Raw genomic sequence first — 14,572 nt, 5'->3', positions numbered from 1 at the left:
CTTCACGATCCGCTATCCGATCAGGCGCATCAGCAGTTCCTCCGCCCTGGCGATGCGCGCGGACGGTTCGGTGAAGTCCCCCTTGCAGAGCCAGCGATCTTCGGACCGTGTGAGCTTCAGCGCGCCAAGCGCTGTCTTGCGGCCTGCCCTGGGCGTCAGCGCGATGGCAGCAGGACCGGCATCGAGGCGGGCGATGCCCGCCATCCGCGCCAGCACCCGCAGCTTCGCCGTGCTTAGCAGCATCGCCGCCTCCTGCGGGACGGTGCCGAACCGATCCGCCAGTTCGGCATCGAAGCGGTCGAACTCGGCAAGATCGGCAATCCGCGCCAGCCGGCCGTAGAGGCTGATGCGCAGATCCTCCTCCGGAATCCACTCTGCCGTAAGCCGCCCTTCCCCGATGCTCACGACGGGCGACCAGTCGATCACCTCCTGCCCGCGCGCCTTTGCAAGGGCAGTCTCCAGCAGGTGGCGATAGAGGTCGAGGCCGATAAGTTTGGCGTGGCCCGCCTGCTCTTCCCCCAGCAGATCGCCCGCGCCGCGCATGTCGAGATCGCGCGCACTGATGGCAAAGCCCGCCCCCAGCCTGTCGAACGCAGCCAGCGTCTGCAGCCGTGCCTGCGTTCGTGGCGCGATCTCCGCGCCTGCCTCGGTCAGCAGCAGAATACGCCCGCGCCGACTGCCGCGCCCCACGCGCCCGCGCAGCTGATGCAGCTGTGAAAGCCCGAAGCGATCGGCGCGCCAGACCGCCATCGTATTCGCTCTGGGCACATCGAGGCCCGCTTCGATGATGTTCGTGGCCAGCAGCACGTCGCCTGCCCCTGCCGAAAACCGCACCATGACATCGTCGAGTTCGGCAGCGGGCAGCTTGCCATGCGCCTGTACGATGTCGAGCGCAGGCACCAGCCTTTCCAGCATCCGCCCGACGCCGTCGATGTCCTCGATGCGAGGGACGACGACGAAGCTCTGACCGCCCCGCGCCTTTTCGCGCAGCAAGGCGGTGCGCAGTTGCCCTTCGTCGAAGGCGCCGATGGTGGTGCGGATCGGCTGGCGCCGGGCGGGCGGCGTGGCGATCACCGAAAGCTGCTGCAATCCTGCGAGTGCGCTCTGCAGTGTGCGGGGGATCGGTGTGGCGCTCAGCGTCAGCACATGATCGGCGCCCAGCTCTGCCAGCCTCTTCTTGTCCGCAGCGCCGAAACGTTGTTCTTCGTCAACGATGACAAGGCCCAGATCGGCATAGCGGACGCCCTTCGCCGCCACTGCGCCGGTGCCGACGACCACACCGATGGACCCGTCCGCGAGTCCCTGCCTGACCGCCTTACGCTGCGCAGGGCTGGACAGCCGGGACAGACCGGCGACCACGATACCCGTATCTGCGAAGCGCCGGGCGAAAGTCTCAAGATGCTGGCGCACCAGCACCGTGGTCGGTGCCGCCAGCACGACCTGCCGTCCGCAAAGCGCGGCGACGGCTGCGGCTCGAAGCGCCACTTCCGTCTTGCCGAACCCGACGTCGCCCACCACCAGCCGGTTCATCGGCACACCGGATGCAAGATCGTCGATCACCGCCGTCACGGCGCGCAGCTGGTCCGGGGTTTCGGTGAAAGGAAAGCCGTCCACGAATTGCTCATAGGCGGCAGGCTGCGGCTTCAGGACCGCGGCCTTGCGCTTAGCGCGCTCGGCGGCGATGCGCGTCAGTTCCTTTACGGTATCGTCCAGCGCCGCGTCCACTTCGCCGCGCCGCCGCTCCCAGCTCGATCCGTCCAGCTTGTCTAGGGTTACGGCGTCCTCGTCCCCGCCATAGCGCCAGATGCGATCCGCCTGCAGCACCGGCACCAAGCGGCGCGCATCGCCTGCAAATCGCAGTACTAAAGTATCGCCGCCGTCGGGCGTCGGCTCCAGCCCTTCGACCACGCACAGCCCGTGCTCCTCGTGCACCACCACGTCGCCGACACGCATCTCGCTGAGCGCGAACGGATCGAGGTTCGCGGCGGTGCTCTCCGCCTCTTCCCGCTGCGCCCTGCTGCCCAGGAGGTCGGAAGCGGCGACCACGAGCATGTCACCTAAGCGAAACCCGCGCGGCACGGGCATCGGCAATAGGAGAACGCTGCCTGCGGGTGCGGCGAGCGCCTGTTGCCAGTTTGCCACCTCCACAGCCTCGCGGCGCAGGATGTGCGCGGCCCGACGCTGGATGAAACGCAGGTCGCGCCGGGTTCCAAGCAGCAGGAGCTTACCGTTCGCCAGTGCCTCCTCGCCCGCACGCCGAAACGCACCTTGCGGATCGCGCTCCTCCACAAAGCGGGGTGGCGGATCGGCAAACGGGCCCTCCAGAGTGATCCGCTCGTGGCGGTTCATGGCCGTTTCGAAGCGGTCGTCATCGCAGATCGACGCGGCGGCACCGCGCGTCGTGCGTCCTGCCTGATCCTGCGCAAGGCGGATGAAGGACCGCCGCCGCTTGTCGGCACCGTCATCCACCACCACCCGTGAGGCGGGCATGTGATCGAGGATCGTCACGCCTTCGCTGCCGGCAGGTTCACGCGCGCGCCCCACTTCGACGGAGTCGCACTGCGCAATGGTCAGCTGGGTCACGGGATCGTACTGCCGGATAGCGGCGATGACGCCATCTGCAAGTTCGATGCGATACGGCTGCGCAGCATCGGCCGGGAAAATGTCGACGACCTGGCCGCGTAAGGCGTACTCGCCCGGCTCGTCCACCCTTTCGTCCGCCAGATAGCCTATGTCTTCCAGAGCGGCGACCAGCGCGTCGGCCCTGGTCGCATCGCCGGTCGCAAACACCGGAGGCGCGGCGTCGAATGCATCCGGAGACGGATAGAGGCCCGCGCACCCTTCGCCTGTGACGATTAGCGCAATGCGATCGCGCGGTTCCTGCGACAGCGCGATACGTAGCCTGCGCAGCGCGCTTGTCCGCTGGCCGGCATTGGCGGGGCTGGGCGGCGCGCTTTCGCCGGGCAGCGCGTCGCTGCCGGGACAGAAGATGACGTGCATATTACGCGCCCCGGCGTCGAGGGCGCTCCCGACGGTGCGCGCACGGATTTCGTCGCGCGCGATGAATACCACGTCCGCCGCTGCAACTTCTCCGAGCAATGCCGCTATGAGTTCGCCCTCGGTCTCGGGAGCACGCACAGACTGAACGGTGTCAGCCTGAGGCTGCGCAATGTCGCTAATCATGTCCGTCCAACCGGCGGACGCGGTGCTGGTTCCTCTATCCTGATCCAAGGATGAAGGCCGTCAGCGCCGCCGCTTTGGCCTCGTAAGTCGCTGCGCGTTGCCTGCATCGTTCCGCCAGCTTGCCCGCTGCCCTGCGCGCCCTGTCGCGTTCCTCACACGCACGCTGCCGGTAGTAGGCGGCATCGATCTGGTCGAACATGCATACTCCTGGGCAAGGAACGTCTGGCCCGAACGCGGTCGTCGTTCGGTTCGGCGAGCCGCTTCCCGAAGCCGATCCGTTTGGAGAGCCGGAAAAATGGTCGGAGCGAGCAAGGCAAGGAGCCGCTCCGACCAAAGTTCACAGGATGAAGGAACGCCCCATGACAAGCGTCCCTTACGGGCTTGTGGCTTACGAGAGAAGCAAGCTACGTGAACCATGCTATTGCGAGGCATTCGCATATGCAAGCTGTTTTTTGCGGTCGTTCGTGAATGGCAGGCGCAACGCCCTGACCGTGCTTGTTGCCTTCCGTATCCATCCGAATATAGAAGGCGCGGCAAAGGGGCGACAATGCGCAAGATTACCGGAAACACTTTCATCCTCGGCAACCTGCCTGCCCTGGCAATGTTGGCCTGCGCACCTGCGGCCAACGCACAGGCCGCGGACGCAGAGATCATCGTCAATGGCGTTCTTCCCGCGCAGGATGATACCTATCGCACCCGCAAGGTCGAAGTCGGGCCGCTGGGCGAGAAGAGCCGGCTCGACACGCCGTTTTCGGTCAGCGTCGTCCCCGTCAACCTGGCTGAGAACCAGCAGTTGCAGAACGTGCGTGAACTGTTCCGCTACATCCCGTCGGTGCAGGGTGAGAACATCCGCCCGCAATCGCGCGGGATGCAGGGGGGCGTCGTCCAGAACACCCGCATCGACGGGCTGAACATCGCCGCCACGACGGACTACGCCATCGAGCAGTTCGACCGTGTCGAGGTGCTGAACGGCCTTGCCGGTGCGCTTTACGGCCCGGCCAGTCCTGCCGGCACGTTCAACTATGTCCTCAAGCGTCCTACTGACCAGCCCCTTAGCGCCCTGAAGCTGGGTTACACCGGCACTGGCAACCTGCTGGCCCATGTCGACCTCAGTCGCCGCGCCGGGCCCGACGGAATATTCGGCGCGCGCGTAAACCTGCTTTCGCAGGAAGGCGAAACCTATGCCGACGACAGCAACCTGCGGCGCAAACTGGCCAGTGCCTCCTTCGACTTGCGCCCTGCACAGGGTACCCGCGTCGAAGTCAACGCCAGCTACTACCGCTACACCGCCACCGGCTTTCCCGGCACGTTCTCGCTGGCACGCGGGGTCAGCTTTGCCAGCGTCCCCGCCGATGCCCGGCGCGCGGGCTATGGCTATCGCTGGGCCGGAGACGACAACGAGACGTTCCTGACCAGCGGACGTCTGTTCCAGCAACTGGGCAGCGATTGGCAGTTGACCGGCGGGGTGCTTTACATGACCAACGACCGGGCCTCCACCGTTCCCACCCTGACCGTGCTCGACAACGCCGGCCGATATCGCGCCACGACGGTGAACACGACCTTCAGCCTCGATCGCGTGCTGAGCAACAACGCCACGTTGCGCGGGAAGCTGGATGTAGGTGGCATCCGCAACGAAGTCTTCGTCGGCACCACGGGCTTCCTGTGGAAGCGCTACACGCCGTTCCAGACCGGCGCGATCACGCTGGGTACGGGCAATCTGGCCGAACCTTCAACCTTCGACCGGCCCACGCTCCCCGACTTCAAGGACCGCTTCCACACACAGACGACGCGCCAGCAGGCGATCACGTTCGGAGACACGATCAGCTTCGACGAAAAGGTGTCGGTGCTCCTTGCCGCGAGCCAGAGCTGGATCAGCGCGCGCAACATCAACCGCACCGGCGCCGTCACTTCGCGCTATAAGGACAGCGGCTTCAGCCCTACCGCCAGCCTCATGGTGAAGCCGCGCGCGAACATGACCGCATACGTCACTTACGCCAGCAGCCTGCAGCAGGGCGATGCCGCGCCCGCTGCCGCCGCCAATGCCGGCGAAGCGCTGCCGCCCTATCGCAGCAAGCAGTGGGAGGCCGGCTACAAACTCGACATCGGCCGCATCGCCCTTGCGCTCGCCGCATACCAGATCGAGCGTCCCTACGCCTTCGTCGGTACCGACAACGTCTACCGCGAACAGGGCCGCCAGCGGAACCGCGGCGTCGAGCTTACCGCCAACGGCCGTGTCACGGACAACCTCAACCTGTTCGGCGGCGTTTCGGTGCTCGATCCCAAGCTGTTCGACACCGGATCGCCGCTGACCAGCGACAGGCAAATTCTTGGCCTGCCCAAGCTGGCGTTCAACCTGCTGGGGGAATACCGCTTGCCGATGCTGCCCGAACTGACGCTGACCGCCAATGTCAGCCATGTGAGCGAGCGTCCGGGCAACTACAGCAACTCCGATTTCGTCGATGGCTATACGCTGGTCGATCTGGGCATCCGGTATCAGGCGAAGATCAACGGGCAGGATCTTGCGCTGCGGCTTGCCGTCAACAACCTGCTGGACAAGCACTACTGGGCCAACATCGCACCCACCGGGCAGAACGGCTACAACAGCACCGACAATGGCACAGGCACGCTGGGCACGCCGCGATCGGTGCGTGTACAGATGCAGGTGGCGCTGTGATGGCGGCGCGCATCGCATCGCTGGCGCTGCTTGCGCTGGTGGGCATCGCACCGAATACGGCTATCGCGGAAACGACCGAACCCGCGCTTGTGGTCTATGCTGCAGGCAGCGCAACCGGCGTGCTGGGCGCGATGCTGAAGCGCTTCGAAGTGGAGACCGGGCAACGCGTCGATCTCCAGACCGGTCCCGCCGGCCTCATGCGCAAGCGGATCGAGGCTGGCGAGAGGGCCGATCTGTTCGTTTCCGCAAACATGGCACATCCGCAAAGCCTTCATGCCCAGGGCAAGGCGAGCGCAGTGGCGATATTTGCGCGCAATCGGCTGTGCGTCTACGCGCTTCCCGCCGTCGGCATGACAAGCGCCAACGTGCTTGACCGCCTTCTGGATCCCAAAGTACGCATCGGCACGTCCACGCCGGGGGCGGATCCGGGCGGCGACTATGCGCAGGAGATGTTTGGCAAGGCAGACCACATCCGCCCCGGCGCCACCTCCATGCTGAAAGCGAAAGCGAAAGCCGTCGTGGGTGCGACCGTCAATCCTGCTCCCAGCAAGGCCGCCACTCAGGCCGAGGCAATGCTTGAACGCGGCACCGACGTTTCCGTAGGCTACTGCAGTTCGCGCAAGACCGCCCCGGATCCGAGCGTCGACAAGGTCGAACTGCCGCCCGAACTGGCAGTCAAGGCCGACTACGGCATGGTTCTGGTGACAACCGCGCACGATCCGGCTCGCGAAGCGGCAGCCGGCAAACTGGCGCTGTATCTGCTTTCGCCCGAAAGCCAAAGCTTGCTTGCTGCTTACGGCTTCGGCGCCCGATAATCCGGCACGCAGAACCCGCGTTGCCCGGCATGCGCCCGGTCGTTATGGGCAGAACCAGATGACTGGTTTTGCAGGACGGCAACGGAAATGACGGGCACGCAGGTTGAGGCTGAGGCCGGAATGGTCCGGATTCCCGGCGGCACTTTCGCGATGGGGTCGGACAGCTTCTACCCTGAGGAAGCGCCGGTGCGCCGCGTTTCGGTGGACGGGTTCTGGATGGATGCCACGCCCGTCACCAATCGCCAGTACGCGCAGTTCGTCAACGCGACCGGATACCGCACCATCGCCGAAATCGCGCCCGATCCCGCGCAGTACCCCGGCATGGCAGCCGAAATGGCACAGCCCGGATCGCTGGTCTTCCACAAGACCGCCGCCCCGGTCGATACCGGCAACCCCGCCAACTGGTGGAGGTTCGTTTTCGGAGCCGACTGGCGCCATCCTCTTGGGCCGGACAGCGACATCGAAACACTCGGCCTCTGGGACCATCCGGTGGTGCAGATCGCCTATGCCGATGCGCAGGCCTACGCCGACTGGGCCGGCAAGGCATTGCCGACCGAAGCCGAGTTCGAGTTTGCGGCGCGCGGTGGGGTGGACGGTGCCGACTATGCCTGGGGCGACGAGCTGGCCCCCGGCGGAGCGATGATGGCGAATTACTGGCAGGGGCTGTTCCCTTTCGCCAACCAGTTGCTGGACGGGTGGGAACGGACCTCGCCCGTGTGTACTTACCCCGCCAACGGGTACGGCCTGTTCGACATGATCGGCAATACCTGGGAATGGACCGGCGACTGGTGGAGCGACAAGCCGGGCCGTGCCAGCAAGAAGCCGGGCCAGTCTTGCTGCACCGTCAGCAACCCGCGCGGCGGCAAGCTGAAGGACAGCTTCGACCCGTCGCAGCCGGGCATCCGCATCGCCCGCAAGGTGTTGAAGGGCGGCTCACACTTGTGCGCGGCAAATTACTGCCAGCGCTACCGCCCCGCTGCACGCCACCCCGAAATGATCGACACGGCGACCTCTCACATCGGCTTTCGCTGCGTGCGCCGGTAACCGTGGTCCGGAGCGGGCGGCCCTGAACGAACCGCACCCGCCCCTTCGCTCATTGGTTGAGCAGGAACACGACATAGCCGCGAAACCACGGATCGCGCTCCAGCCATGCCGGTGGGCGCCAGTGTCCATTCTGCACGAGGCCGATCCGGTACGGCATGCGGAGCCGCTGCAGAGCCTGCAGGTATGCTTCGTAGCCAGGGATCGTGCTGCGGCCCTGATAAGTCTGGACCACGATCTCGTCCACGGTTCCCGCCAGCCGCTGCAGGGCTTGCGGAGTACCGCCGGCGCTCCAGTCCATGAGGCCGGTGATCGACAGGGCCCAGCGCCGGGGCAGGCTTTTGCGAAGGCCACTCAGGAATTCGGCATATCGTTCAAGGCCGCGGGTGGCCGCATCGAAATCGATTTGAAGGCCGCGGATGCGGTTCCCGGCGGCTTCCCACGCCGCAAGCGCGCGCAGGATTTCGGCAAGGATGGCGGGCTGCCAGTCGAGCCGCTCCGTGCGCACCACCAGCCACAGCGCAGGGCCGACAGTGGCGGGAGTGGCGCGAAGGGGCGTGAAGTGGCTGTCGGGCTGGCGGCGGACCTCCCCTGCCAGAAGATACACCTCGCGCGCGGTTTGCAGCCATGACGGCGCCGTGACGCCGGGCCACAGGAAGAACGCATGATGGTCCTGAGCCTTGACCCGTGCCGGCGCTGAAGGCGCAGGGCCTCCACAACCGGCCAGCACCAGCGTCGCCGCCGCCCCCTCCAGCAAACGGCGCCGATCCGTCCGCCCCGTCACCAGTAGTATTTGAGGGACGTTGCCCAGCGATTCTGCGGATAGGACCGCTTCAGACGCTGGAACCACGCCTTGCGCTGGGCTTCGGGTACGGCCTTTCCACCACAAGCGTTGATGCGGCTTGGCGCATAGCACTGGATCGAGCGGTAGAGTGCATAAGCCGTGTCATCCGCAGACGCCGAAGGATTGGCCAGCACGGCGGCATACAAGGCGGAACGCGGTGCGGGCGTGCCTGCGAACTGGTCCCTGCTGGCACCCAACTGGTCGTCCTGCCTGCGGTCGGATGCCCCCAGATAGTCGTCGAAGCCGTTGAGGCGCCAGAATTCGGCCAGGCAAAGCTGCGCATTCACCGCGCGTGGATCGGCGGCGAGTCTGGATGCGGTCGTCGCCAGGTCAGGGCAGGCGTAGACCTCCTGCCACTTGCCGCGCCGGAACACGCCCAGCGGCGGCCTGCTGTCTCCCGAAGGGGCCAGCCAGCTGCTGGACCAGCCGTCCCCCGCCCAGCCCGACGTATCCGCGTCTGCCGGCACCTTGGCCACGTCTGACGTAAAGGCGGCATAGCGCCCGCGCGACAGGTTCTTGGCGAGCAGCGTGAAGCCTGCGATCTCCCGTTCTGTGCGATCGACGGCGGTCGCGTTCCACTGCCGTCGCAGCAGATCGGCACCTGCCACGCGGGCAAGCAGGATGGTGCGGATTTCCGGCTCTGTGATAGGGCTGCCGGTGGCGAAGGCCTTTTCCATCTGCCCGCCGTGTTCCCAGTGCCGGGCCAGCGCAAGTTCTACCGCCGGGCGCTGGTACAAGTCCCGCGCCCCGCCCAGCATCTGCTGGAAGAATCCGGCGGCGTTCGGATCGTCCAGCTTCTCCAGCGCCAGCCCGCGCAGCATCTGGCGGCTGAAAGCCAGCGGCGTGAAGCGGCGCGCCCGTGCGTCATCCGGTATCAGGCCCAGAACGCTGCGGTAATCGCGGGCGACATGGAATGCGAAGCTGGCTTTCAGGAACCCGTAAAGGTCCGGCTGGCGGCTGAATGTCGGCGCCTGTGACGCGAGATCCTGCGCGGTAAGGGCGGGCGGCGGGGTGTTGAGGACATAGCTGTCCTGCGCCTGCTGGCGCATCCGCAGCAGATCCCAGGTGGCGACAAGCAACGCGGCATCGGGAGCGTTGCCGGTGCCTGTGCCGAAGAACACCTTGCTCTCGATTTCCTCCAGCACCGCAGGTGAGCGCAGAGGCGCGGCGATAAGCCCCCCATAAGACGCCGTTAGCGCCGTGTTATCGCCCAGCAGCCACGCGGCGCGGCGGGTCAGCCCCGATGCCGACGCGGCGTAGAGGCCACGCGGATAGGCGGACAGATAATCCTGAAGCGCCGCCCGCGCACGTTCGGCAGAGGGCCGGTCCACCTTGTCACCGCCCGCGTATCCGCCCCACTCGTCGAAGGCCCCGGCCTGTGCCGCCGCCAGTTCGTTTCGTGCGATCATGTAGCGCGCGGTCTGCGCCAGCCACGGATCCTTGCCGCGCGCCAGATCGGCAAAACGCGTGCGTGCCAGAGTGAAATCGTCCGCATAGAAGGCCCGCGCGCCCTGCAGGTAGCCCAGCCATGCCTGCGCTGCCGAACTGGAAACGGTGGGCCATGCCGCCGATCCCTTGTCTCCATCGCAGGCGGGCTTCACCAGATCGCGCGCGGCGTCCAGTACGGCACGGTCCTCGCTCGTCAGCCCCTTTGCCGCAGCAAGCGCGGTGCGGAAGGCTTGCGCCCCGCTGCCCAGCGTCTGGCAGCGTGAACCGGCGTAGGCCTGATCCTGATCTTCCGCATCTGCGCCAGCGGTGGCCGGACTTGGCCAGAAGGCGCTCTGCAGCACATCCCAGTCCACGAAAACGTGGCCGAAATCGCCGTTGCCCCAGTCGTGCGCGGGGTAGGACAGGCCTTCCGGGACGCTGGTCCCCGCCTGGCTGCGAAGGAGGAAGGCCAGGTTGACGCGGGTGTCGTTGCGCGGCCCGATCAACGCGCTGCCCGCGCACTGATAGGACGAGACCGCAAGGCTCCAGCGCGGCGAACACCCATAATCGCCGCTGGCGCCGGCGGCGACGGGCCATGTCACCGCTGCCGCAAGCGCGCTTCCTGCCATTGCCCACCGCTTCATCCACCTACTCCGCTGCATGGTGCCCCACTTCATTCGTCAGTCGCATTCCTGCGCGTTGGACAGTATCGCGGACAGTGCTCCGCCCGCCATCGCCGTTGCCTCAGCTTCGGATTTGCCAAGGTTCGCGCGGTAATAGTTCTTCAGTTCGGCCCGCGCCGCTGCCACGTCTGCCGCCGTTACACCGCGCCGGGCGGGGAATGATGCCTTGCCCGCCGCCTGGGGCCGCCCCAGCCGGGCAGCATCGATGGCGGACTGAAACGAGCGGTAGGCCGCGAAGCGGATGGTCCCGTCACACTGCGGCCACCCGGCGTTGAGCTTGTCCATCAGCCGTCCCAGGGCGGGCGTGGGCGGCAGGGTCTGATCGCAATCGGTGTCCAGCACAAAGGAATCCATGGTAGAGCCGAACACCGACGCACTGGCATTCAGAAGGGCCGGATGGCGCACCACCGCCGCACAGGGAAGGCTTCGCCTGCCGCTGGTCTGTCGGCCTTCATCGGGGATGTAGGGCCCCAGCACGTTGAGGAAGGCGGCAAAGTGCCGGTCCGACACGAACAGGTCGTCGATCCGCTTCACCGCCACGCCATCGGTTCCCGGCTCCGTCAGGATCGAGCGGCCAAACGACTGGTCTTCACTGGTCAGCAGACCGGAAACGTAAGGGGTCAACAACGCGATGATCCGGCCTTTTGCTTCCGCGCGTTGCGGTGCCGACCAGTTCGCGTCGATCGGCTGCCCGGCCCAGATCGCCACCGCCTCTGCCACAGGCGCGAACGCCGGATCGATGCGGCGCAGCGGCGGCAGCGCCTTGGCAGGTGCGTGCATCAAAGATGCCACGGCCAGCTCCGCAATACGCTGCCGGTACACTGCGGCAAGGCAGTCCCGCAGCCCCGTATTCCGGTTCGGCCCGGCGCAGGTACGCATGTCCTTCAGCGCCGCGCGCTGGTGAAAGAGCTGATTGGAACTGCCCGTGCCGAACGCGCTGGTGCGGCTGATCGCGAACAGATCGGCCATTTCGCGGTCTGCAGCGGCCAGCGCAGGGACGGCGCAAATCTCCCGTTCGACCACGGTGGCATTGGCGGCGCCACAGGCGAAGCTCGGCCCGGAAGGCTCCGCCGCCCGGGATGGGCCTGCGCCCACCGCAACGCCGATGAACAGGCCAAGCGCCATCACTGCATGCAACACGGGTTTCACACCATCTCCTGCCTGTTGTATCCAGCCTAGCCGAGCGTCCTGCGCCTGTCGAACGGACTCGTTTCGCGTTGGAAAGTTTGTAAAATGTCGCGCACGGAGGCAAGGCATGAAAGCAGTAAGAGCATCGGTGGGATTGAGCGCAGCATTGGCTCTGGCGATGGGATCGGCAACGCTGTCCGCGCAGGACACGGAAGACTTCGATCCGATGACCGTCTCCGAAGCGGATGCGATCGGCTGTCGCCTCGATGCGGCGCAGTATAACGGCTTTGCGCTCTCGGTTTCCGGACCGGATGGGATCGCGGCGACGCGCAAGTGGCGCAAGATCAGGCAGCCCAATGCCTTCCTTGAGGAATACGAACTGCCCGCCCCGATCACGGTGGCCGATCATGCCACCCGCCGGATCGCCTTCAGCGCCAATGCGCTGGTGGCGGTGCTGGACCTTGCCGATCCGAACGCGGTGGCCGCGCCGGAGGGCGTGACCAACGCGGTCGGGGATGCTGCCGCCGCAATGGTCCGCCTCGCGCCCGAAGGCTCCGCATTCCGCAAGTTCATGGGTGAACGCGTGCTCGTCGACAGGACCGAACCTGCCGCGCAGGACGGCGGGTTCGGAACGCACGAGATCGTCGCGCGCACGATCTCCAACGTCGTCACGCATCCCGGCAAGACCCTGTACGGCTGCTCCTACCGCATCGAAATGCTTGACGGTGAAGGCAACCCGCTCTGAAGCAGGGCCTCATCCGTCAGGCCCGTGCTCGGAATGGTAAGCGCACTGCCCACGCATGCCAGAGACTGCGGTTGCCCGGCGACGGTCACTCGGCGGATTGCGTGGGGGCGTCGCCGGGCTCAAGCGCCATGTTGATCGGCTGGCGCATGTCCTTCGGCGCTGCAGCCTGCAACCGGCGTCCTACCAGGAAGGCCTTCAGATCGGATTCCGCCTGCGCATAGCCAGCGGCGCGCAGTTTCACGTCAGACACCCGATCGCCCTCTATCCACAGGCTGACGACCAGCGGTTGCTCTACCTGCCCGGGCCCGCCTTCCGCAAAGATGCGTGTCCGCAGGTCTACCGCCGCCGTATCTTCGCCTTCAAGCCAGCTGGAAACGCTGCCAGTGACGTGTTCGGCATACTGAACCCAGCTGGCAGGCACATCGGCGGGCGCAAGCGAGGCATCGGCCATCGCAGCCACCGGCAGCAGACCGAGCAGCGGCGCCAGCCAACGCGCCCCACGACCCAAGGCTTTCTTCATCGTATTCTCCTGTCGAGCGAGGGCCGATCGAACCAACCGGCCCCCGCCCCCTGAGATCGGCGTATTGGCTCTTAGCGGGCCGGCGCTGCGCCCGGCTGCGCCTGCACCGGAAGGCGCTCACGCTCGAAAGTGATCGTCGTGATCTTGGCGTCCACGCCGCGCACGACGTCGGCGGTCAGGTCGTTGGCGAAGTTGCCGCCCAGCACCGTGCTGCGGTCCAGCACGAGTCCGCACTTCTTCTGCCCATAGACCTGCGCGATGACCGGCTGCGTTTCGTTGGCGATACGCTCCAGCGCCTTGCCGCGAGTAGCTTCGATCTCGCGGCTGTTGTGCTCCGCCTTGAGCTGCAGCGCCTGCCATTTAGTGCCCAGCGCTTCGCGGCGGGCCTTGGTCGCGGCATTGTCGGGCTGGCCCTGCAGCGCCTTGGCTTCGGCCTCAAGCGGCTTGCGCTCGGCGTCGATCTCGGCTTGGGCGACGCGGGCAAGTTCCTGCAGGCGCGTCGTCGCAACCTTGCCGATGGCGGCATTTGCGAACACCGCCTCACGCGAAAGCAGGCACACCCCCTGCACGACCGGCCCGCCAAGCGGCTGGCCTGCGGGTGCTGCCGGGGCCTGTGCCACGGAAGCGGTGGAAATTACGGCAAAGGCCAGGCCGGCGACAAGGATGGGGGTCTTCATGGTTTACGCTTTCTCTGCAATGAGCTCTTCGATTTCGGGGGCTTTGGCATCGCTTTGCGACAGTGCCGAGACAGCATCGACCTGTCGGCCCGCGCGACGCAGAAGCAGCGAATGGAAGCGCTGCAGCGAGGCAAGGTGGAAATGAACCAGGGCGAGCCAGCCCCTGCGATGCCAGTCGAGCACGACAGCATCCTCTAGTTTGGCGAAACGATCCGCATCCACAATCTGGAAACCCTCGACAGCGCGGTGAGCGCCATCGGGCAGCACTACCTCGGCGCGCTGGTCGATCAGCAGATCGTGTTCCCGCAAGGCATCTGTGAAGGCGCGGGTGGTGGCGGCATCTGCCTGAAACGCATCGCAGAAGGTCAGCGCCTGCCGGGTGAGCGCGGTCGGTTCGCCATTCTCGAACAGCGCCACGCCGTCCTCCCCTTCCCGCACAAGGCGCGGAGACGCGGTGTCGATGGCAAGGGCATAGCCTTCCGGGTTGACCGTGGCGATGAACCCGAAGGGATAGCGGCGGACGTAGGCGGGAACATAGGCGTCCTCGGCCCAGCGGCCAGCGGTGACGAACAGGTTCTCCTGCTCCACGCCAGTTATGACGATTGGCTGCGCGTCGCCATGCGCGAACACCACCGGATATGTGCAGGCAGCTGCGGCGATCTCGCTGGCGACGATCGGCACGAACGCCGTCTTCGCGGCAAAGGCGGTGTCGCCGTCACGCAGCCGCCAGTCGCCGTGTGCCGTCAACGACAGCAGTTCGGGTGCCTCATAGAACAGCGGCAGGGGAATTTCCGTGGTCATTGTAGTCATCCTGAAAAGGGTATGATTAGAGGA

The 14,572-nt window shown here is 66.1% G+C and carries 12 protein-coding genes; 4 read left to right on the top strand and 8 right to left on the bottom strand.

The features are described 5' to 3' along the window. Nucleotides 1-12: 12 nt before the first annotated feature. Both GGR40_RS06560 and GGR40_RS06555 read right to left on the bottom strand, forming a co-directional pair. Nucleotides 13-3,183, bottom strand: coding sequence for a helicase-related protein (locus GGR40_RS06560; protein WP_429275411.1), 3,171 nt, complete (start codon nt 3,181-3,183; stop codon nt 13-15). Between the two features lie 34 nt (nt 3,184-3,217). Then, a complete protein-coding gene (locus GGR40_RS06555; protein ID WP_429275410.1) occupies nt 3,218-3,382 on the bottom strand; it encodes a hypothetical protein in 165 nt (54 codons plus the stop codon). 348 nt (nt 3,383-3,730) lie between these two features. Here GGR40_RS06555 and GGR40_RS06550 point away from each other — a divergent pair, with 348 nt between their 5' ends. The 3 genes from GGR40_RS06550 to GGR40_RS06540 all read left to right on the top strand — a co-directional run bounded on the left by GGR40_RS06550 (nt 3,731) and on the right by GGR40_RS06540 (nt 7,716). Beyond that, nucleotides 3,731-5,857 (top strand): TonB-dependent receptor, encoded by a 2,127-nt coding sequence (locus GGR40_RS06550; protein ID WP_429275409.1) that lies wholly within the window; start codon nt 3,731-3,733, stop codon nt 5,855-5,857. Then, a complete protein-coding gene (gene modA / locus GGR40_RS06545) occupies nt 5,857-6,672 on the top strand; it encodes a molybdate ABC transporter substrate-binding protein (protein ID WP_429275408.1) in 816 nt (271 codons plus the stop codon). The genes GGR40_RS06550 and modA overlap by 1 nt, the downstream gene beginning before the upstream one ends. An 87-nt stretch (nt 6,673-6,759) precedes the next feature. Beyond that, entirely contained in the window at nt 6,760-7,716 is a 957-nt protein-coding gene (locus tag GGR40_RS06540) for a formylglycine-generating enzyme family protein (RefSeq protein ID WP_429275407.1), read from the top strand. Between the two features lie 49 nt (nt 7,717-7,765). Here the strand turns inward: GGR40_RS06540 and GGR40_RS06535 are convergent, their stop codons facing one another. The 3 genes from GGR40_RS06535 to GGR40_RS06525 are packed head-to-tail and all read right to left on the bottom strand — an operon-like array spanning nt 7,766 to nt 11,817. Beyond that, nucleotides 7,766-8,497, bottom strand: coding sequence for a DUF3142 domain-containing protein (locus tag GGR40_RS06535; protein WP_429275406.1), 732 nt, complete (start codon nt 8,495-8,497; stop codon nt 7,766-7,768). Continuing rightward, the gene (locus GGR40_RS06530) at nt 8,494-10,629 is read right to left on the bottom strand and encodes a hypothetical protein (protein WP_429275405.1); all 2,136 of its coding nucleotides are present in this window, start codon (nt 10,627-10,629) and stop codon (nt 8,494-8,496) included. Before GGR40_RS06530 ends, GGR40_RS06535 begins: the two co-directional genes overlap by 4 nt. Before the next feature lie 36 nt (nt 10,630-10,665). Then, on the bottom strand, nt 10,666-11,817 hold the full coding sequence (locus tag GGR40_RS06525; protein WP_429275404.1) for a lysozyme inhibitor LprI family protein: 1,152 nt from the start codon (nt 11,815-11,817) through the stop codon (nt 10,666-10,668). Nucleotides 11,818-11,923: 106 nt separating this feature from the next. Here GGR40_RS06525 and GGR40_RS06520 point away from each other — a divergent pair, with 106 nt between their 5' ends. Next, complete coding sequence (locus GGR40_RS06520; RefSeq protein WP_429275403.1) at nt 11,924-12,541, top strand: hypothetical protein; 618 nt, start codon at nt 11,924-11,926, stop codon at nt 12,539-12,541. 85 nt (nt 12,542-12,626) lie between these two features. Here the strand turns inward: GGR40_RS06520 and GGR40_RS06515 are convergent, their stop codons facing one another. The 3 genes from GGR40_RS06515 to GGR40_RS06505 all read right to left on the bottom strand — a co-directional run bounded on the left by GGR40_RS06515 (nt 12,627) and on the right by GGR40_RS06505 (nt 14,539). Further along, complete coding sequence (locus GGR40_RS06515) at nt 12,627-13,061, bottom strand: hypothetical protein (protein WP_429275402.1); 435 nt, start codon at nt 13,059-13,061, stop codon at nt 12,627-12,629. 71 nt (nt 13,062-13,132) lie between these two features. Next, the gene (locus GGR40_RS06510) at nt 13,133-13,738 is read right to left on the bottom strand and encodes an OmpH family outer membrane protein (RefSeq protein ID WP_429275401.1); all 606 of its coding nucleotides are present in this window, start codon (nt 13,736-13,738) and stop codon (nt 13,133-13,135) included. A gap of 3 nt (nt 13,739-13,741) precedes the next feature. Continuing rightward, a complete protein-coding gene (locus GGR40_RS06505) occupies nt 13,742-14,539 on the bottom strand; it encodes a SapC family protein (protein ID WP_429275400.1) in 798 nt (265 codons plus the stop codon). Nucleotides 14,540-14,572 lie beyond the last annotated feature (33 nt).

Source organism: Novosphingobium gossypii, assembly GCF_050433305.1.
GTDB lineage: Bacteria > Pseudomonadota > Alphaproteobacteria > Sphingomonadales > Sphingomonadaceae > Novosphingobium > Novosphingobium gossypii.
Note: the sequence above shows the minus strand (reverse complement) of the source record. Positions and strands in the feature narration are given on the sequence as shown.